Source organism: Protofrankia sp. Cas8 (assembly GCF_963555845.1).
Lineage (GTDB): Bacteria > Actinomycetota > Actinomycetes > Frankiales > Frankiaceae > Protofrankia.
In genome coordinates this window covers 30,880-50,151 of record NZ_CAUVXI010000007.1, presented here as the reverse complement: position 1 = coordinate 50,151, position 19,272 = coordinate 30,880, and the positions used below count along the sequence as shown (strand labels likewise).

Annotated in this window: 21 protein-coding genes, 3 tRNA genes and 1 pseudogene; 20 read left to right on the top strand and 5 right to left on the bottom strand. The window is 69.1% G+C overall.

The features are described 5' to 3' along the window. Positions 1-337, bottom strand: a pseudogene (locus U9977_RS02755) (site-specific integrase); the annotation flags it as partial. A gap of 138 nt (positions 338-475) precedes the next feature. Here U9977_RS02755 and U9977_RS02750 point away from each other — a divergent pair. Beyond that, positions 476-538: transfer RNA gene (locus U9977_RS02750), tRNA-Leu, on the top strand. Positions 539-1,090: 552 nt separating this feature from the next. Then, the gene (locus U9977_RS02745) at positions 1,091-2,629 is read left to right on the top strand and encodes a tyrosine-type recombinase/integrase (RefSeq protein ID WP_322747556.1); all 1,539 of its coding nucleotides are present in this window, start codon (positions 1,091-1,093) and stop codon (positions 2,627-2,629) included. A gap of 38 nt (positions 2,630-2,667) precedes the next feature. Here the strand turns inward: U9977_RS02745 and U9977_RS02740 are convergent, their stop codons facing one another. After that, positions 2,668-2,877 carry a hypothetical protein gene (locus tag U9977_RS02740; RefSeq protein ID WP_322747555.1) on the bottom strand — a complete coding sequence of 70 codons (210 nt, stop codon included), beginning with the start codon at positions 2,875-2,877 and terminating at the stop codon, positions 2,668-2,670. A gap of 206 nt (positions 2,878-3,083) precedes the next feature. Next, a tRNA-Ile gene (locus tag U9977_RS02735) sits at positions 3,084-3,157 on the bottom strand. A 217-nt stretch (positions 3,158-3,374) separates the two neighbouring features. On the opposite strand from U9977_RS02735, the gene U9977_RS02730 reads away from it, so the two are divergent. Both U9977_RS02730 and U9977_RS02725 read left to right on the top strand, forming a co-directional pair. Next, entirely contained in the window at positions 3,375-3,917 is a 543-nt protein-coding gene (locus U9977_RS02730) for a hypothetical protein (RefSeq protein WP_322747554.1), read from the top strand. A gap of 223 nt (positions 3,918-4,140) precedes the next feature. Further along, positions 4,141-4,722: a hypothetical protein gene (locus tag U9977_RS02725; protein WP_322747553.1), complete on the top strand. Its 582-nt coding sequence runs from the start codon at positions 4,141-4,143 to the stop codon at positions 4,720-4,722. Here the strand turns inward: U9977_RS02725 and U9977_RS02720 are convergent. Beyond that, on the bottom strand, positions 4,699-5,286 hold the full coding sequence (locus tag U9977_RS02720) for a DUF1353 domain-containing protein (protein ID WP_322747552.1): 588 nt from the start codon (positions 5,284-5,286) through the stop codon (positions 4,699-4,701). The genes U9977_RS02725 and U9977_RS02720 overlap by 24 nt on opposite strands. 36 nt (positions 5,287-5,322) lie before the next feature. Between U9977_RS02720 and U9977_RS02715 the strand changes: the two genes are divergently transcribed. After that, the gene (locus tag U9977_RS02715; protein ID WP_322747551.1) at positions 5,323-6,339 is read left to right on the top strand and encodes an LLM class F420-dependent oxidoreductase; all 1,017 of its coding nucleotides are present in this window, start codon (positions 5,323-5,325) and stop codon (positions 6,337-6,339) included. Between the two features lie 29 nt (positions 6,340-6,368). On the opposite strand, the gene U9977_RS02710 is transcribed toward U9977_RS02715, so the two are convergent. Beyond that, positions 6,369-6,441 (bottom strand) — tRNA-Asn (locus U9977_RS02710). 314 nt (positions 6,442-6,755) lie between these two features. Here U9977_RS02710 and U9977_RS02705 point away from each other — a divergent pair. From U9977_RS02705 to aroQ, 15 genes are all read left to right on the top strand, one after another. Next, complete coding sequence (locus U9977_RS02705) at positions 6,756-7,052, top strand: hypothetical protein (protein WP_322747550.1); 297 nt, start codon at positions 6,756-6,758, stop codon at positions 7,050-7,052. A 24-nt stretch (positions 7,053-7,076) separates the two neighbouring features. Continuing rightward, a complete protein-coding gene (locus U9977_RS02700) occupies positions 7,077-7,484 on the top strand; it encodes a winged helix-turn-helix transcriptional regulator (protein ID WP_322747549.1) in 408 nt (135 codons plus the stop codon). Between the two features lie 180 nt (positions 7,485-7,664). Continuing rightward, on the top strand, positions 7,665-8,594 hold the full coding sequence (locus U9977_RS02695; RefSeq protein WP_322747548.1) for a PaaX family transcriptional regulator C-terminal domain-containing protein: 930 nt from the start codon (positions 7,665-7,667) through the stop codon (positions 8,592-8,594). A gap of 193 nt (positions 8,595-8,787) precedes the next feature. After that, a complete protein-coding gene (locus U9977_RS02690) occupies positions 8,788-9,696 on the top strand; it encodes an MHYT domain-containing protein (RefSeq protein WP_322747547.1) in 909 nt (302 codons plus the stop codon). A gap of 94 nt (positions 9,697-9,790) precedes the next feature. Then, on the top strand, positions 9,791-11,215 hold the full coding sequence (locus U9977_RS02685; RefSeq protein ID WP_322747546.1) for a replication-associated recombination protein A: 1,425 nt from the start codon (positions 9,791-9,793) through the stop codon (positions 11,213-11,215). Positions 11,216-11,505: 290 nt separating this feature from the next. Next, positions 11,506-12,033, top strand: a complete 528-nt coding sequence (locus U9977_RS02680) for a DUF948 domain-containing protein (RefSeq protein ID WP_322747545.1) — start codon at positions 11,506-11,508, stop codon at positions 12,031-12,033. After that, on the top strand, positions 12,033-12,329 hold the full coding sequence (locus tag U9977_RS02675; protein WP_322747544.1) for a hypothetical protein: 297 nt from the start codon (positions 12,033-12,035) through the stop codon (positions 12,327-12,329). The genes U9977_RS02680 and U9977_RS02675 overlap by 1 nt, the downstream gene beginning before the upstream one ends. A gap of 57 nt (positions 12,330-12,386) precedes the next feature. Then, entirely contained in the window at positions 12,387-12,938 is a 552-nt protein-coding gene (ruvX, locus tag U9977_RS02670; protein WP_322747543.1) for a Holliday junction resolvase RuvX, read from the top strand. After that, positions 12,935-14,176, top strand: coding sequence for an endolytic transglycosylase MltG (mltG, locus tag U9977_RS02665; RefSeq protein WP_322747542.1), 1,242 nt, complete (start codon positions 12,935-12,937; stop codon positions 14,174-14,176). The genes ruvX and mltG overlap by 4 nt, the downstream gene beginning before the upstream one ends. Next, complete coding sequence (locus U9977_RS02660) at positions 14,173-15,135, top strand: shikimate dehydrogenase (protein WP_322747541.1); 963 nt, start codon at positions 14,173-14,175, stop codon at positions 15,133-15,135. Before mltG ends, U9977_RS02660 begins: the two co-directional genes overlap by 4 nt. Next, the gene (locus U9977_RS02655; RefSeq protein WP_322747540.1) at positions 15,132-15,788 is read left to right on the top strand and encodes an A24 family peptidase; all 657 of its coding nucleotides are present in this window, start codon (positions 15,132-15,134) and stop codon (positions 15,786-15,788) included. Before U9977_RS02660 ends, U9977_RS02655 begins: the two co-directional genes overlap by 4 nt. Before the next feature lie 95 nt (positions 15,789-15,883). Then, on the top strand, positions 15,884-17,110 hold the full coding sequence (gene aroC / locus U9977_RS02650) for a chorismate synthase (RefSeq protein ID WP_322747539.1): 1,227 nt from the start codon (positions 15,884-15,886) through the stop codon (positions 17,108-17,110). Beyond that, complete coding sequence (locus U9977_RS02645; protein ID WP_322747538.1) at positions 17,107-17,643, top strand: shikimate kinase; 537 nt, start codon at positions 17,107-17,109, stop codon at positions 17,641-17,643. Before aroC ends, U9977_RS02645 begins: the two co-directional genes overlap by 4 nt. Continuing rightward, positions 17,640-18,758 (top strand): 3-dehydroquinate synthase, encoded by a 1,119-nt coding sequence (gene aroB / locus U9977_RS02640; RefSeq protein WP_322747537.1) that lies wholly within the window; start codon positions 17,640-17,642, stop codon positions 18,756-18,758. Before U9977_RS02645 ends, aroB begins: the two co-directional genes overlap by 4 nt. 10 nt (positions 18,759-18,768) lie before the next feature. Next, a complete protein-coding gene (gene aroQ, locus U9977_RS02635; protein ID WP_322747536.1) occupies positions 18,769-19,209 on the top strand; it encodes a type II 3-dehydroquinate dehydratase in 441 nt (146 codons plus the stop codon). The last annotated feature ends 63 nt before the right edge of the window (positions 19,210-19,272 follow it).

The following is a 19,272-nucleotide window of genomic DNA, read 5'->3' as shown; positions in this document are numbered from 1 at the left end:
GGACATCGCCGGGCATGATCTCGAACATCCGCATCGTCTGGAACCACGGCATGATGTGGGCATTCACGCAGTAGCGGTAGACGCCTCGAGTGCTCGGCTCGATCAGATGGTGGGGAAACCACGTTCTGGTGACGTACTGCTCGAACGTCTGCCGGCCGCGACGTGGGTCGCTGACCCTTCCCTCGGACTGACGGGACTCCGCCCGCTGCCAGGCTTTGGCTGCCTTCTTGTCGCTGGTGAAGGTGCCCGCCGACTGCACAGTTCCTCGAAGATCGCGATAGCACGCTGTGTAGGTAACAGTGCCGTCCTTGCGGCGATGCTTGACGAGCCATCCCATGGGGTCACCAACATTGATCATCAGTTAGCGAGGAGTTAGCGGACGGGCTGTAATCGGGGGGCACGAGGCGGGAGGGGCCGGCATGAAAAAGCCTGTGCTACCAGCATCTTACCGCCGAGACAGACATTAATGCAGGAAGGAAATGAACGGGTATTTTCCCTGATAAGGAAGAGGCCGGTGGTTCAATTCCACCCGAATCCACCGAGATCAATTGTGGTATCCGTCGAGGTCCAATGATGATCGCGACGGGTGGCGATCTCGATCAGTGTTCGGGTTGTCGGTGTCCTCGGTGCTGACCGCTGCCCTAGCCAACCGGCTCCTCCACGACGCTCGCCCCATCCCCGTCAAGATTTTCTTGGTGGGGAGTTCCGCTTGAGGGGGGCGGATTCACACTGCGCGGGTGAAGCGGGGTCGTCGGCCGATTCCGCGTGATCAAGGAGGTTCGGTCGTGACCCGTGTGTGTTTTCAGTCCTGGGATGGCGGCGGTTGGGTCGGCGTGCAGCGGTGGCCGGTCAGCTCGCAACTGGGGCCGGTCGGGTCGAGTGGTGGCCGGGGGTGGCCGGGTTGGCGGGGTCTGGATGTGGGGGAGCGTCGGCTGGCGTTCGAGTCGCCTTGTTAGTGGGACCAGAAACGAAACGAGGCGACCATGAACATTTCTGCCCGCGCAAACCCGCGCACCCGGATGCAGGCCGGTGGCTCCGATATCGCGGCGGTATCGGCCGCACGGCCTGCATGTTGGGGAGGTGAGGGCCGGTGAAGGGCTCGGTGTACAAGCGGTGCGGGTGCCGTGATCCACAGTCTGGGCGGAAGATTGGCCGGGGCTGTCCCCGGCTGGACCGGTCGGATCACGGTGCCTGGTGGTTCCTGCACGATGTGCCACCCGGGCAGGACGGCCGTCGGCGCCGGACGATGGGCGGTCCGTTCCCGACCCGCGGCATCGCCGAAACCGAGTTGGCCAAGGCATTGGCCCGGCTGCACACCGGCGGCCATACCGACACCGATCGTGAACTGACAGTCGCCCGGTATCTGGACGACTGGATGGAGGGAAAGGTCAAGCTACGGGCCTCGACGCGGCGGTCGTATGAAAGCCACATTCGGCTGTACCTGAAGCCGGGTCTGGGGCATCTCCGGCTCGCGGACCTGCGTGATCATCATGTGGAGCAGTTGTATGCCGCGATGCGGCAGATCGGCCATGCCTCGAAGGAAGGTCGACCGTCGCCGTTGCTGCGGCGGCTGGTGGAGGTCCGCCAGGACAGTCCGGATCGGCGGCGGCCGATGAGCCCGGCGCGGATCCGGCGGGTGCATGCGACGGTGATGAGTGCGTTGAACAGTGCGGTGAAACGGCGGAAGATCTCGCACAATCCGGCGCAGTATGTCGAGTTGGCTTCGGGGCGTGCTCCCAAGCCGTTGGTGTGGACCACCGGGCGGGTGGCCGCCTGGCAGAACAGCGGCCGGCGGCCGTCGCCGGTGATGGTGTGGACGCCGGCGCAGGCGGGGGCGTTCCTTGATTTTGCCGCGGCGGATCGGTTGTATCCGTTGTGGCATCTGGTTGCCTATCGGGGTCCGCGCCGGGGCGAGGCGGTCGCTCTGGGCTGGGCTGACGTTGACCTGGACGCGGGTAGCGCGTATATCCGTGACAACCTGCCCGATCCTGATGATTTCGGTGAGGACGAGTGGGGGGATCCGAAGAGCGAGGCGGGGTTCCGCCCGATCAGCCTTGACCGTCGGACCGTCGCGGTGCTGCTTTCCTGGCGGGCGACGCAGAACGCGGAGCGTCTTCTCCACGGGCCGGACTGGGTCGACTGCGGCCGGGTGTTCACGCATGAGAATGGCCGGCGGTTGACCCCGAACGGTGTGTCGCAACGCTTTGACCGGCTGCTCGCCCGGTTCACCACGATCCGGCGGGAGCATGATGACAAAGGCTGGGACACGGCGTTCCTCGCGGCACGCCACCGCATGCCCGTCGTCGCTATCGAGACCGCGTTGGCGTTCGGGCCGTTGCCACCCATCCGACTACATGATCTTCGTCATACTGCGGCCAGTCTTACCTACCGGGCGACGCGGGATCTGAAGTTGGTGTCGGAGTTGCTGGGTCATTCCAGCATTCAGTTCACCAGCGACGTGTATACGTCGATCTTCGAGGAGGTGGATCGGGACGCCGCGGAGGCGGTCGCGGATATCGTTCCGCGCGCGCACCGTCCGGCCGGTTCCGCACCTGAGGGCACGGTCGCGACCGATAGTCCCATGGGAACAGTCGTCAATTTTGATCGGGGAAAGGATGTGACCGGGTAGGGCTGCGGTGCCCGCCCGTGAGGGGGCCGGGGCTGGTGTTACAGCAGCTCGGCGCGTCGTAGGGCCGGTTCGGTCCGGACGTTCTCGAGAAAGACGGCGGTTGTCTGTTCCTCGTGCAGGTCGTCGAGGGTGTCGCCGTCGGTGGTTGCCGCGGGCAGCGTGGCGACGGTGGCGGCCACGTCGCCGGCGTCGGTGGCCCAGGAGAGCACGAGCGCACGGCGGGCGGGGTTGTAGGCGTAGCGGCTCATCGTCCGGCCTGTCCTCGCGCTCTAGGTTTCACCCATCGCGCACTGTGGCGGTCCTCGATGATCGACGACCGGAAAGCGCTGTCCGTAGTTGCCATCCGTGGGAGGAAATATGGTTGCTGTTGCAACGTCACCACCACGTCACCACCAGGGCTAGTTGTGGATCTCTATGGCGATCTCCGTGACCTGTTCGTGCAGGTCAGCGGGGGTGGGGCGGGTGGGACTCGAACCCACGACCGACGGATTATGAGTCCGCTGCTCTAACCGACTGAGCTACCGCCCCGTGACCGCCGCGCCGGTCAGACCGACCGTATCGGTGGCTGGCGCCGACGGGGGCGAGCATATCCGCTGCCGGAGACTCGGATGCGATCGTCTGCCCGCTGGATCCGCCTGACAGGTGCAGCACAGCCGCGGCCCAGCGTCTCGACAGGTTCCGATTGGAAGGTGACCAGTAGCGGCCGCCAGCCCGGTGGCCACGCGACAAGGAGATCGCGCCAACCATGACCGACGATCAGACGACCGGTCGGACCAGAAGTAAGAAGGGACTCGCTTGGGCGGCGGGTCTGGTGACGGCAGGGGCTCTCACTGGCGGTGTGCTCGCCGGCACAATCAGTGCCTCCGCTGCCACGGAGAACTCCCCTGCCGCGGTGGTGGCCGCGGCGGACAGCAGTTCCACCACCCCCACCGCCCCCGCGACCACGGGTACCGCCGCGGGCCAGCCCCAGAGCCAGCGCCAGCCCCAGGGCCAGCCCAAAGGCCAGGCCGGCGGGGCAACGCCGGCGCGCAGTGACGAGAAACAGTTGACCGGCACCGACGCGGAGAAGGCGCGTGCAGCGGCGCTGCAGGCCGTTCCCGGCGGCACGGTGTACCGGGTCGAAACCGACGCCGGTGACGCCGAGTACGAGGCACACATGAAGAAAGCCGACGGCTCGCTCGTCACCGTCAAGCTTGACAAGAACTTCACCGTTATCAAGGTCGAGGACGGGATGGGTGCCGGTGATCCCGCTCCGTCCGGCCAGCACGGTACCAGGAAGAGCGGCTGAGGTAAGCCCCCGGAGCGGGGCTCACAACGCCTGACGCCGGGGCGGTTACGCGGTTGTTCAGTCGCCACGTAGCCGGCCCCGGTACGGCGGCTGAATGCGGCCGGCCCGGCTGTATGAGTCGATGTCTGCGGTGCGCTCGCGATCGTGGATGAACAGATCTACCCTGAGGAATATGACCATCACAACTGAGCCTGCACCGATAACGACCCGTAGAGGTGCGCCCGTGCCCGACACCGAGGCGGAGGCATTCCGGGCCGCGCGACCCGCGGACGTACCCGAGTCGCTGGACGAACCCGAGTCGCTGGACGTACTCGAGTCGGGGATCCGCCAACCGTTGGCCGGCCAGCCGGTCGCGGTGCGGTGGCGTCGCCGACCCGCGGTGCGCGCCCTGGGCATGCGGCCCACGACGGCGCGGCTGTGGGCTCTGGTCATGGTGGTCGGTTTCCTCACCGCCGGGGCGATCGAGCCGATACCGGACGGCCCGGATCCGGTTGTGCCCGCCTGGATCAACGCCGTCGGCAACGTGACCCTGTTGATTCTGCTCGCCGCCGTCGTGACGCTGCTCGCCGGCCGACGCGCCGGGTACGGCCTGGCCACCTATGCAAGCGCGGGTCTCGTCCTGCTGTCGGCGCTGTGCCCGACATCTGGTCACCATGTGCTGGCGCCCTGGTGGTTCGGCCAGTTTGCCATCACCGTCGGGCTGTTCGCCGGATCCCTCGCGCTGCGTTCCCGGGCGGCCCATTCTCAGGCGGCTCATTCCCGGGCAGCCCGGTCGCAGGCCCTACGACGACGTCCAGGGGAATGACGGGCGGTTGATCTTCTTTGCCGGGGTTTCCGATGGTTTCCGGCTTCCGCCGATCTTCAGCAGGACGAACGTGACGGATTCGGCGACGTAGAAGACGCCGAGCGCGGCCAGGACGACGAGTCCGGGTACGAGCACGAAGAGAAAGCCGGGAACCAGGACCGCGACGAACGCGGCGAACTGACCGAACCCGGGGTGCCACAGGGTGGAAAGTCCTGACTTGCGGACAGCGGCGAGCCTGACCGCTCCCCACATGAGCCAGCGCCGTAAGAAGGACACGTCCAGTTCCCGCATCGCGCGCCGGAAGATTCCGTCCGCGTCGGCGCGTTCGATGCCGCCACGGTCGGCCAGTCCCCAGAGCCAGTCATGGAGGATGGCTGCCTTGGTGTACCGTCCATACCTGGGTATCAGCCAGGTGAAGATTTGCGGTACCGACGCGAAGTCGGTGACGAAGCCCTTCTCGACAGTGAACAGCTGCTCGTTGCCCTGATACACGACCGCCTCCAGGACCCGCCAACTCACCTCGTCGATCTCTTCGACGACAACACCGCCGCTGACGAATGGCATGGCTCCCTCGTTACTTCGCTCGGAGGTCTTCGATCAATGACGGAAAGTAGCGGTATGGATGGTCGTGGTGCGGCGGGTGCGGCCCGTTACGGCGTTCATCTTCCGGTCCTCGACGTGCCGCTGTCCGCCAGTCGTGAACTGTTCGTGGAACTGTCCGAACTCGGCTACACCGATTTCTGGTCCGCCGAGGCCGACACTACCGACGGAATCATCCCGTTGGCACTCACCTCGTGCTGGGTGCCGACCGCGCGGCTGGGAACGGCGATTCTGCCTGTCTTCACCCGCGGGCCGGCGCTGTTGGCCACCACCGCGGCCACGCTCGCCGAAGCCGCACCCGGCCGGTTCGCGCTCGGCATCGGAGCGTCATCCAAGCCCATCGTCGAGGGCTGGAACGGCATCCCGTTCACCGAGCCCTACCGCCACACCCGCGACATGGTCCGCTTCCTGCGGCAGGCGTTCGCGGGTGAGCGGGTCGACGCGGCGTTCGACACCTTCACCGTGCGCGGTTTCCGCCTCGGAGTGGTCCCACAGGTGCCACCGGCACTCCTAGTCGCCGCGCTGCGGCCGGGGATGCTGCGGATGGCGTCGCGCGAGGCCGACGGCGTCATCCTCAACTGGCTGTCCGCGGACGACCTGCGTGACACCGTGCGCGCCGAGGTCGGTCCGGACAGGGAAATCGTCTGCAAGGTCTTCGTCTCGACCAATCCGGACCCCGACCGTTTGCGCACCGAGGCCCGGCGAATGATCGCCGCGTATCTCAACGTGGAGGTCTACGCCGCCTACCAGCGTTGGTTGGGGCGGGAGAAACTGCTCACACCGATGTGGGATGCGTGGGCGGCGGGTGACCGGCGTGGCGCGGTTGCGGCGATCCCGGACGAGGTCGTCGACCAGCTGATCGTCCATGGCACGCCCGAGCAGTGCCGGGCTGGGATCCAACGCTACGTGGACGCCGGCGCCACCACGGTCGTCATCGTCGGGATCGGGTGGGGCGACCCCGCTGACGATGTGATGCGTGCGGTTGCGCCTGGTGCGACGCGACAGGCCCGCACCTGACCGATGCGCAGCGACATACTCAAATAGCGCTCCCGCGACAGGACTCGAACCTGTAACCTGCCGGTTAACAGCCGGACGCTCTGCCAATTGAGCTACGCGGGACCGCGATGCTCCGGACCACGGTCCCGAGCACCTGACTTGGCAAGGGTACCTGAGGTTCGCGCAGACCGGTCGACGGGGTAGGAATCCCGAGGTCGGTCAGCGGGCGCAGCGCTGCCCACCGACCGGCGGGCAGGCGGCACGCAGGCGGCAGGCGGGCAGGCGGCATCCTGCCGATCGTCGTCCGGCCCGGGCGGCAGAGGCGCGATCATTCGCTTGGCGCGCCTTTGGAGGCCCCCGGAACCCACCCGGGCCAACGAGGTGCGATCATCCAGTTTCCGCGCCTTTTCAGGCCCTTGGAACCAGCGGGAGGCACCATGTACGTCAGGCCCGGTTTCGTTGTCGGTCTCGGGCTCGGCTACCTACTCGGCGCGCGTGCGGGTCGGGAGCGCTATGACGTGATCATGCGTCAGGCGCGCTCGCTCCGGGAGCGTCCGGAGGTACAGAGCGCGGCCGGCGTCGTTTCGGCCCAGGCCGGTGGGCTCGTCGACAAGGTCCGCCAGACGGTGGGTGGAGTCACGGGTCGAGGCAGTCGCCCACCGACGACCGGCGCCTTCGCCGGCACGGTCGGCGCGCACAGTGCGAACGGCTCTGGCGCTGTGCACACCTCCTGATCTCCAGCGGTCCTGTGTCAGCAGATGGCACCCAACGGCTCCCGCGACGGCTCGCACAGCGGCTCGCACAGCGGCGCCGGGCCGGATGGTCCGTCTGAGCAGGTCGCCGCGTTGGCCCATGTGATCGACCTGTTGGCCCGCCGGCACGCGTTGGGGATCTTCTGGCAGCTGCGGGAGGCTCCGGCTACATTCCGTTCACTCGCACTGCGCTTGGCGGCTCCGCAGGCCCAGTTGTCGCAACGGCTGCGGGAACTGCGCGAGGCCGGGATCGTAGAAGTAGACGAGGCTGGTGACTATCGGCTCACCGTGCACGGACGTCGCCTGCAAGGTGCTCTCGAACCGGTCGCGGCCTGGGCGGGGCAGTGGGCGCGGCTCGGCCCGCGTGGGCGGGTGCCACGCGGATCGAGCACCCGTGGCCGAGGTGAACCGTGAGTTCCCGTCGTGGCCGGCCGGCGAATTGTGCCCGGCCGGCGAATTGTGCCCGGCCGGCGAACGTCGACGGGCGAACAGGCGTCGACGGATGGATGGACGTCGGTGGGCAGGCGAATGCCGGCAGGTGGTCTCGGCGGAGCCGTTGGGACCGGTGTGGACATGCTCGTAAAATCATCTTTCGTGACAACATCCGTGTCCGTCGTCACCCACGACCGCTCGTCAGAAGTCGACCTACCTCGCCTGCAGAGCGGCGTCCAACCGCAGCGCCTCCTCACGACGCTTCTCGGCGACTACTGGAACGGACGTAAGGAGCACATACCGTCCGCGGCCCTTGTGCATCTGCTGGCGGACTTCGGTGTCTCCACAGTTGGCGCGCGTGCCGCACTGAGCCGACTCGCCCGGCGAGGTCTGCTGGATTCCTCGCGGATCGGCCGCAACACGTACTACGGCCTGACCGGCCAGGCAGCCGACGCCCTGCGGGAAGGCGCCGGGCGCATTCTGTCGTTCGGGCAGTGCCACACGCCCTGGGACGGTCACTGGACGGTGGCCGCCTTCTCCATTCCGGAAGAGCAGCGTGATGTGCGCCATGCCGTCCGGAACAAACTGCGTTGGCTGGGTTTCGCCCCATTGTATGACGGCATGTGGGTGACGCCCCGGTCGGTCGCGGATGCGGCCTTCCGAATGTTCGCGGAACTCGACGTTTCCCAGGCGACCATCATGACGGCCACCGCCGAAACCGGGATCATCGGCCCCCGGTCGCCGATCGAGGCGTGGGATCTGCGCGACCTGCGGTCCCGCTATGAGGAGTTCATTGTCGTCCATACGCCCCTGCTGGGGCGGATCAGACTGGGCGAGGTGGGCCCGTCCGAGTCGCTGGTTGCCCGTACCGCCGTGATGGACGCGTGGCGACGGTTCCCAAGTCTTGATCCCGACCTGCCGCTGGACCTGCTGCCGGCGCGCTGGCCGCGCGGTGAGGCACATCAGGTTTTCGGCGAGATCTACAATGCGCTCGCGCCACGCGCGGTCGATCGGGTATGCCAGATAATCATGGAGATTTCGCCGGAGCTCGACGGCCTCGTCCGTCACTACACGATCACTTGGGACTTCTGACCACCTGGAGCGCCCGCCCCTGTTGCCGGCCGCAGGTCAGGGGCTTGCCGGCCGGTCGGTAAGTATCGATGAAGGCCACCGGAACCGTTACGGCTCCGTCCCGTCGACCGGGTATCCACCGGCCGGCACGCTTCGGCACGACCAGGTTCATACCTAGGTGTGCTAAAAACGAGACAAACGAGGCATTTTTGGCATGGGTTGGGAGAATCTCATGGGTCTTGCGGCGGCAGCGCATCACACGGCCGACTACGACCTGCTGTTCGTCTGCGTGTCCGTCGGTCTGGCGCTGATGGGTTCGTTTGCCGCACTGGTGAGCGCGTTACGCATTCCCGGGAGCGGGGCCGCCGTGCGGCGACGCTGGGTCGCGTCCGCCGCCTTGTCTCTCGGCGGCGGCGCAATCTGGGCGATGCACTTCATGGGCATGGTCGCGTATCACGTCGAGGGGATGGACATCACCTACGACCTGGGCCTGACCGCGCTTTCCCTCGTCATCGCGGTGGCGGTGTCGGGAATTGGCCTGATGGTCGTCGCAACGAATCCCCGCAGCGTGGCTCGACTGGGTTTCGGCGGGCTCATCGCCGGTCTCGGTGTCGCGGCGATGCACTACACGGGCATGGCCGCGATGCGGACCGGCAGCACCGTCACCTACGACCTGACGCTCGTCGCGATCTCGGTTGTGATAGCCGTGGTTGCGGCGCTGGCCGCGCTGTGGATCGCCTTTCGGGTACGTAGCCGCAACCACGTGTTGGCCGCGTCGGTGGTGATGGCGGCAGCCGTCTGCGGCATGCACTACACGGGCATGGCCGCCACCCGGGTCGCCGTCACGTCCGGGGTGACGCAGCCCGGTGATGGCGTCGACCCGATCACGTTGAGCCTCGCCGTGTGCGTCCTGACCTTCTCCATCCTGGCGATAGTCATCTTCTCGGCCCTGGGCGGGGTCAGCGAGACGGACGTCTTCACTCGTGCGGCCGCGGTCCACGGCCAGGCTGCACCCTTGGCGGGAGGCCCGCTGTCACCCTCAGTGGAAGGCCCGCCGGCGGACGTGTTCGGCCGGACAGGTGACGCCGGGCGGCGGGGACACCGCCGTGACCGCGTCACGTGACCGCGTCACGCGACTGTGAGAACGCGACTGTGGGAGCGCGGCTCCGGCACAGCCGGCAGCACGACATCCGCGCGGGCGGTCATACGGTAGGCGGGTGAACCTGTTCGATGGCGGGCTCGAGCAGGCCCTCGCGACGTCGGGTCCGCTCGCGGCCCGGCTGCGTCCCCGCACCCTCGATGATGTCGTCGGGCAACGTCACCTGCTCGGGCCGGGCAGCCCGCTGCGGCGCCTGGCCGAGGGCGGCGGTACGACCTCGGTCCTGCTGTGGGGGCCGCCGGGTACCGGCAAGACAACCCTGGCCCACGTCATTGCGGGTTCCGGTGGGCGCCGGTTCCGTGAGTTGTCGGCGGTCACGGCCGGGGTGAAGGATGTGCGGGCGGCGATCGACGAGGCGCGTGACGCGCTGGCGATGTCCGGTGTGCGGACGGTGCTGTTCATCGACGAGGTCCACCGTTTCACCAGGACCCAGCAGGATGCACTGTTGCCCGCGGTGGAGAACGGCTTGGTCACGCTGGTCGCCGCCACCACCGAGAATCCGTTCTTCGCGGTGGTGGCACCGCTGCTGTCCCGGTCGTTACTGCTCACGCTGGAGCCGCTCACCGACGGCGATCTCCTCATCCTGATTAACCGGGCGCTCGCCGACCCTCGTGGTTATGGTGGCCGACTCGCGTTGGACGATGACGCGGTCGATCACCTGCTGCGCCTGGCCGGCGGCGACGCCCGACGTGTCCTGACCGCGCTGCAGGCCGCCGGCGACGCCGCGCTCGCCGCGCTGGGGGCGCTGGGAGCGCTGGGGGCGGATGCCCCCGCCCGCGTCGACCTCGCAACTGTCGAGCAAGCGGTGAACAGGGCCGCGGTCAGCTACGACCGGGCCGGTGACCAGCACTATGACGTGGCGAGCGCGTTCATCAAGTCCATCCGTGGCGGGGATGTCGACGCAGCCCTGCACTACCTGGCCCGGATGCTGGAAGCGGGGGAGGACCCTCGTTTCATCGCCCGCAGGTTGATCATCTTGGCCAGTGAGGACGTGGGACTGGCTGAGCCCGGCGCACTGGGCGTGGCGGTGGCCGCGGCGGCGGCCCTGGAGACGGTGGGCCTGCCCGAGGCACGGCTTGCGCTGGCCCAGGCCGTGATCCATCTCGCGCTGGCACCGAAGTCCAACGCTGTCATCCGGGCCGTCGACGCGGCTGTGGCCGATGTCCGGGCGGGGCGTGCCGGCCCGGTGCCCGTCCATCTTCGCGACGGGCACTACCCGGGCGCGGGTCGGCTGGGCCATGGCGGGGGCTACCGGTATCCCCACGACCACCCCGGTGGCGTGGTCGGCCAGCAGTATGCGCCCGACTCGTTGGTGGCTCGCGACTACTACCAGCCGAGCGGGAACGGGTTCGAATCGCGTGCCTCGCAGCGGCTGGCGTTCCTGCGTGCCACCCTGCGAGGCGCCGGTCATCCGGCCGCCGCCCACGGCGATGTGGACGAGCCGTCAGGGGCGAGTGGCCACGAAGCTGGTCGCGCTCGGTAGGGTCGCTCCAGGAACGCCCCAGCCTCGGGCGTTCCCGGCCGGTCCACCGACCGTGACCACGGCAGGAGCCCACCAGGGAGGCTCTGGCGGTTCTGGCGGACGTCGGTGGTACGGCCGGTAATGGATGAACATCCACCGGATGGCCGTGAGCCGGTGCCCCGATGCTGTCGGGTACCGCGTCCGGGCGCCGGTACTGTTGGGTTACGCCGATATTACTGGATTACGACAATAGTGCTTGATTATGACGATATGGCTGGGCTACGGCCCATGACAGCGGAGGCGGAGCACACATGTCCGGTGGTGCGATCGCGGGACTGATCGCGGCGGGGGCGTTCTCCGTGCTCGTCCTGTTCGGCTGCTACGTGTTGTTCAAGCTTGGGAAGATCTTCGACGAGGCGGCCGCGCGGGTTCGACAGACCGGGCTTGTCATCGACGAGGGCACCGCGCGGGTTCGGCAGGCGGGCGCGACCGTGGACGAGGTGAACCTTGCCCTCAGCCATGTGAACAAGGAGCTGGACCGGGTCGACGCCATCACGGCGAACGTGCAGTCGATCTCGACGAACATCTCCTCGCTCACGTCGCTGTTCGCGGCCACGCTCGGTGGTCCGGTCGTGCGGGTCGCGGCGTTCACCTACGGGGTTCGGCGCGCGGCGGCCAAGCGGAGCCGCGCGGACATCGAGTCGCGGGTCACGGCGGAGATCAAGGCCGACCGCACGTCCCGGCGGACCGCGCGGCGCGCCGGCACGGCCGGCGTCGGGGTACCGGGGCTGCAGACATCCGGCGCCGGGGTTCCGGGGCCCGAGAGCAGGAGTGCATAATGCCCCGGATGTTCTACATCGCCCTTGGTGCGGCGGTCGGCGTGGTCACCGTTCGGCGGGCCGCCCGCGCGGCGTCCACGCTCACCCCGGCGCACATGGCCGGTTCCCTCGCGCAGTCGGTGCAGGATTTCGTGGCGGACGTCCGGGAGGGCATGGCGGAGCGGGAGGATGAACTTCGGCAGGCTCTCGGGATCGGCGCCGGTGACGGCGGTGACGCCGGTGACGCCGGTGCACCGGGTGGGACATCCGACGGGCGAGCCGACGTGCCGGACGTCGCGGATGCGCACCGCCGCTAGCTTGCCCGGGAGGTCCGGGAGGTCCGGGAGGTCGTCCGGGGGCGGGGGGGGCGCCCGGTGACCCGCCGGACGGGCGTGCGCGTCGGTGTGGACGTGGGCACGGTACGGGTGGGAGTCGCCGCCAGCGATCCTGATGCAAGGATCGCTTTTCCGGTGACGACGTTGCGACGCGATCCCCGAATGCAACGCGATCTTGATGAGCTTGCAATTATTATTCGGGATCGTCGAGCTGTGGAGGTCGTCGTGGGTCTGCCGACGCAGCTGTCCGGGGTCGAGGGGCCAGCGGCCCGCCAGGCTCGGGCCTACGCCGATCTTCTTGCGGCACGCGTGACCCCTGTCCCGGTTCGGCTGGTCGACGAGCGGATGACCACGGTCGTGGCCCACCGTCGGATGGCTGAACGTGGCATGCGTGCCCGGGCTCGTCGTGGAGTTGTGGATCAGGAGGCAGCCGTGCAGATCCTGCAGTCCGTGCTGGACGCCCCGCCGGACGGGGGCGCGGCCCGAGCAGCGGTCACGCCGCCTGCCGGTCAACGGGTGGACGAGGCTTCGATGCGCGTGCGCAGGGGAGCCGAGGAACCGAGGTCGGACCGACCCGCGGACAGCGCGTGATCAGCGATGATCTCGATGAGTTGCTCGGTGACGCGCCGAACGGCGGTAGGCCCGAGCACCATCCGGACGACGACGACGACGACGACGGCCACGGCCACGGCCACGGCGATGACGGCCACAGCGACGACGGCGGCCCATCGAACGGCGGTCGCCGCAGCAGGCGTAACCAGGCCGGACAACGCAGACCCGCTGCCGTTCCGAAGCTTGTCGCGATCCTGGTCGTGGTAGCCGGATTGCTCGCCGGCGGAATTTACGGCGCGGGGAAGGTGATCGGGCGCATCGCGAAGGGCGAGTCGGCCGCCGACTTTGCCGGGCCCGGTGACGGTTCGGTCATCATCCAGATCCAGGCCGGGTCAACCGCCCGCGACATCGCGCGGGTGCTGGCGTCCGCGGACGTCGTGCGAACCCCGGCAGCGTTCGTCAACGCGGCCGCGGCCGACGAGCGGTCGCGGTCCATCCAGCCCGGCTTCTACAAGGTCAAGCAGCGGGTGCGCGCGGTCGACGCACTCGCCGCGCTGCTCGACGCCAGGTCGCACGCGCTGTTCCGGCTCACCATCGCCGAGGGCATGACCACCCGGCAGGTCCTCACGGCGCTCGCGGACCGTACCGGCCAGCCGCTTGCAGCGCTCGAGGCCCTCGTGAAGAACCCGGGCGAGCTCCAGCTGCCGTCCTATGCCAGCGGGGTCGAGGGCTATCTGTACCCGTTCACCTACGACCTGCAACCAGGTGCATCGCTGACTGCCACGGTCAAGATGTTCGTCGACCGATTCAGGACGGAGACGGCATCCCTCGACATCGAGGCTGGCGCGGCTGCTCTGGGCCGTACCCCGCAGGACGTCATCACGGTCGCGTCCATCATCGAGCGTGAGGTGAAGAACCCCGAGGAGGGCCCGAAGGTCGCCCGGGTCATCTACAACCGGCTTGCCGACACCTCCGGAGCTTTCCGTCGGCTGGACCTCGACTCGACCACCCGGTATGCGCTCAACGAATACGAGGGTCCGCTGACCCAGAATCAGCTGAACGCCAACAACCCCTACAACACCCGCAAGGTGTCCGGGTTGCCGCCGGGGGCCATCTCCAACCCTGGTCGATGGGCGCTGGAATCCGCGCTGCATCCGGCGGCGGGGCCGTGGATGTACTTCGTGTCGTTGCCGAAGTCGAATGTGACGATTTTCGCGACCACGGACAAGGAGTGGCAGGAAGCGCTCGCGCGCTACCGTTCCGAGGGGGGCTCGTGACCCGCCGGCGGGCCGCCGTCCTCGGCATGCCGGTGGCGCACTCGCTGTCACCCATTCTGCATACAGCCGCCTATGCGGCGCTGGGACTCGACTGGGACTACACGGCCGTCGAGTGTGACGAAAGCGCCCTGGCGGAGCTGCTCGGCCGGGTACGGGTTGATCCGGGCTGGGCGGGCCTGTCGCTCACCATGCCGCTCAAGACGGCCGTCCTGGCACTGCTCGACACACTGGACGACACCGCGGCGCTTCTCTGCGCCGTCAACACCATCGTCGTCCGTCCGGGCCCGACCGGCGGGACACCTGCGCGCCTGCACGGGTTCAACACCGATGTCATGGGCATCGCCCACGCGGTCACCCAGGTTCTCGGTACCGGCGTGGCACCGCGTAGCCCCCTGGTGCTCGGCGCGGGGGGAACCGCGCGAGCCGCCCTCGGCGCGTTGGCCAGCCTCGGCGCAGACCGGGTCGATCTGGTCGCGCGCCGCCCCGCGGCGGCGGCGCTCCTGGTCGACATCGGTGGCGCGCTCGGGCTCGGCGTCACGGTCCACCGTTGGGGATCACCGGATTCGGGAATCCTCGCCCGTCCGGGCGGGCCGGGGTCCCTGCGCGGCGCCGACATCGTCCTCGCGACCACCCCGGCCGGCGTGACCGACGATCTGGCACGCCACCCGTGGCCGTCCTCGACCGCGCTGGTCGAGCTGCTCTACCACCCGTGGCCCACCCGCCTGGCCGCTCGCGCACAGGCCGCCGGAGCGGCGCTCGCCGGTGGGCTGGTCGTACTCGCGGCCCAGGCGGCCGGCCAGGTACGGCTGTTCACCGGCGCCGAGGTGGATGTGGGTCTGCTCCTCGACGCGGGCCGGCGGGCGCTGGGGCTGCGGTCGGGATCGGCATCGGCATCGGCATCGGCATCGGCATCGGCGCCGACCGCCGCCGTCGGTTCCGGCGGCGGGACACCCGTGTGAACCTCGCTGCGGCCGCGTCCACCAGTGTGATCGTTCTTGCCGCGCTGGGCGCTGTGCCGGTGCTTCCCGCACTGGTAGGTGCCTTCGGGCCGGCGGACGGTGAGCAGATCCGCGGGCCGGTACCCACCAGCTGGTTGCTGGGCGTGCTCACCGGCGTGGTGGTCGTCGCGTTCGCCGTCAAGCTGGCCGACCATGTCAACTGGCTGCCGGCATACGCCTACCTCGGGGTGGTGGGTGTGACGCTGGCCGTCATCGACGTCCGGGTTCACCGCCTGCCCGATGCGCTCACGTTGCCGTCCTATCCGATCCTGGCCGTGCTGTTCGGGATAGCGGCCCTCACCGATGGGGATCCGGGACGGTGGATGCGCGGTGTGCTCGCCGCGGCGGTCGTGTCCGCGGTGTCTGCGGCGTTGTGGGCGTTACCCGGAGCCGGCCTCGGGTTCGGTGACGTGAAACTGGCCGGTCTGCTCGGCGGCGCTCTCGGGTGGCTCGGTGCCCCGGTCGTCCTCACCGGGTTCATGGTGGGGATGACGTTGGCCGGGATGTGGGCACTGCTCCTGCTGGTGACCAGGCGGGCGAGTCTGCGCGCGCACATCGCCTACGGGCCGTTTCTGCTCGCGGGCGCTTTCGTCGCGGTCCTGGGCAGCCGCTGACCAACGCCTGTCCGGTTCGCGTCGATGACCGGCGTGCGATGGCCGGCGTGCGATGGCCGGCGTGCGATGGCCGGCATGCGTGGAAGACTGGATTCATGCTGCGTTGGCTGACTGCAGGGGAGTCGCACGGCCCGGCTCTGGTGGCGACCGTCGAGGGGATGCCGGCCGGTATCCGGGTGTCGAGCTCCCAGATCGCAGACGAACTCGCCCGCCGCCGCCTGGGGCACGGCCGCGGCGCGCGGATGAGCTTCGAGCGTGACGAGGTCGAGCTGCTGGGGGGCATGCGCCACGGCCTCACCCTGGGCGGTCCGGTCAGCATCCTCGTTCGCAACACCGAGTGGCCCAAGTGGCGCCAGGTCATGGCGCCCGATGCGCCCGATGCGGTCGACGCCGCGGAGCTGGCGGGTCTGGCCCGAAACGCTCCGCTGACCCGGCCCCGACCCGGGCATGCGGACCTGGCCGGGATGCAGAAATACGGCTTTTCCGACGCCCGGCCCGTCCTCGAGCGGGCCAGCGCGCGCGAGACCGCGGCGCGTGTCGCCCTCGGGACCGTAGCCAAGGCCCTGCTCCGGCAGGCCTACGGCATCGAGGTCGTCTCGCACGTGGTGGCGATCGGCAGCGTGGAGACACCGCCCGGCTCGCCACCACCACAGCCGGTGACCATGGATGTGGTGGACGCCGATCCGGTCCGGTGCGCCGACCCGGCGACGAGTATCCGGATGGTCGCCGAGATCGACGCGGCCCGTCGGGACGCCGACACTCTCGGCGGGATCGTCGAGGTCCTGGCCTACGGTTGTCCACCGGGGCTGGGTAGCTACGTCCACGGTGACCGTCGCCTCGACGCTCGGATCGCCGGTGAGCTGATGGGCATCCAGGCCATCAAGGGAGTGGAGTTCGGTGACGGTTTCACCACGGCCCGGCGGCGGGGGTCGCAGGCCCACGACGAGATCGAACGGCTGCCCGCCGACGGCGTGTCAGGGGCTCCGTATCGGGTACGCCGGGCCAGCGACCGTGCCGGCGGCGTTGAAGGCGGGATGACCACCGGCGAGCCGCTGCGGGTCCGCGCGGCCATGAAGCCGATCTCGACGTTGTCCCGGCCGCTGGCCACGATCGACGTCGCCACCGGCGAACAGGCGGTCGCGATCGCGCAGCGCTCCGACGTGTGCGCGGTACCCGCCGCGGGGGTCGTCGCCGAAGCCATGGTCGCACTCGCGCTCGCCGACGCGGCCGTGGAGAAGTTTGGTGGCGACTCGGTGGAGGAGTCCCGGCGCAACTGTGAGGCGTACCTGAAGTCGCTGATCATCAGGTCGGAGCCGGTATGATCGCCGCTGACAGCGGCGGTGGCGGACGACGGCCGGTCGTGGTGCTCGTGGGCCCGCCCGGCTCCGGGAAGACCACGGTGGGGCAGGTGCTGGCGCGGCGGCTCGGGACGGCCTTCCGCGACACCGACGCCGATGTGGCGCGCCATGCCGGGATGCCGGTCGGCGACATCTTCATCGAGCGCGGTGAGGACGCGTTCCGTGCCCTGGAGCGGGACGCGGTCGCACGCGCCCTGACCGAGCATGAGGGCGTCCTTGCCCTTGGCGGTGGTGCGGTGCTGGACGCGGCGACGCGGGCGTCGTTGCGCGGGCACCTGGTCGTCCACCTCGACGTCCGGGTCAGTGACGCGGTGGCGCGCGTGGGTCTGGCCCGGGACCGTCCGCTGCTGGTCGAGGGGCCGCGTACCAGGATCACGGCGATGCTGCGGGCGCGGGCGCCGCTGTATGCCGAAGTCGCAACCGCGGTGGTGGACACCGCGGGCCGCACACCCGAGGAGGTAGTCGAGTTGGTCGAGAAGTTGGTGGTCGGGCCGTGACGGTGACACCGGTGACCCGGGTGGCGGTCGCTCCGGCGGGTGTGCGGCCCTACGAGGTCGTGGTCGGGGAGGGTCTGCTCGGCGATCTCGCCGACCTGGTGGCCGGCCGGACCCGGGCGGCGGTGATCCATCCGCGGGCACTGCGGGCGACCGCGGACGCCGTGGTCGCGGATCTGCGCGACACGGCGAAGATCGAGGCCCACGCGGTCGAGGTCCCCGACGGCGAGGAGGCCAAGCAGCTGCGCATCGCGGGCTTCTGCTGGGACGTCCTGGGCCAGGTTGGTTTCACCCGTGATGACATCGTCATCGGCCTCGGTGGTGGAGCCACGACCGACCTCGCCGGATTTGTGGCCGCCTCCTGGCTGCGTGGCGTCGACGTCGTGCAGGTGCCGACCACCGTCCTGGCGATGGTGGATGCGGCGCTCGGCGGCAAGACCGGGATCGACATCGACGCCGGCAAGAACCTCGTCGGCGCGTTCCATCACCCGTTGGCCGTGCTGTGTGACCTGGCGACCCTGGCGACCCTGTCCGCGAACGAGCGTGCCTCGGGGCTGGCCGAGGTGGTGAAGGCGGGGTTCATCGCAGACCCGGTCATCCTCGATCTGCTCGATGACGACCCGACGGGTCTGCGCCATCAGCGTGAGCTGCTGGAACGGTCGATCAGGGTCAAGGCGGACGTCGTTGCGGCCGACCCGTCGGAGGCCGGTCGCCGGGAGATCCTCAACTACGGGCATACCCTGGGGCACGCGATCGAGAAGGTCGAGGGCTTCACCTGGCGCCACGGTGCCGCCGTGTCCGTCGGAATGGTCTTCGCCGCCTCCCTGAGCCGGCTCGCCGCCGGCCTGGACGACGCCGTCGCCGACCGGCATCGCGACCTGCTCGAACGCATCGGCCTGCCCACGACCTACCGCGCGGACCGCTGGGCGGACCTGCTCGACGCGATGCGGGTGGACAAGAAGAGCCGGGGACGCCGGCTGCGATTCGTGGTCCTGGACGCGCTGGCCCGCCCGCGCATGCTGGAGGACCCGGACCCGGCGTTGGTCGTGGCCGCCTTCTCCGAGGTCGCCCGGGAGCCCGCCGAGCTCCCGGCTGTGGTCGATACGGTCCGGTCATGAGGGTCCGGTCATGAAGGTGCTGGTGCTCAGCGGCGCGAACCTGCGCCGGCTGGGCCGGCGGGAACCAGCGGTGTACGGCAGTCGCAGCTATGACGATCTTGTTGCTGCCTGTCAGGAGCAGGCCGAGGAACTGGGTCTGGAGGTCGACTGCCGGCAGACCGACGACGAGGCCACGATGATCGCCTGGCTGCACGAGGCCGCGGACAACGACGCAGCGGTCGTGCTGAACCCGGGGGCATGGTCGCACTACTCCTACGCGCTGCGCGACGCCGCCGCCCAGGTCGGGGGACCGCTGGTCGAGGTGCATCTGAGCCAGACCCACGCCCGGGAGGAATTCCGGCACCACAGCGTGATCAGTGCGGTGGCGGCCGGGACCATAACCGGTCTGGGCTTCGACTCCTACCTCCTCGCGCTGCGGGCGATCGCGGCTCGGCGCCCGCGCGCTGGCTGAGACGTCACCCGGCCGTCAGCCGTCCGGCATGGCGATAGACTCTCGCGAGATCCCTGTCTGTCG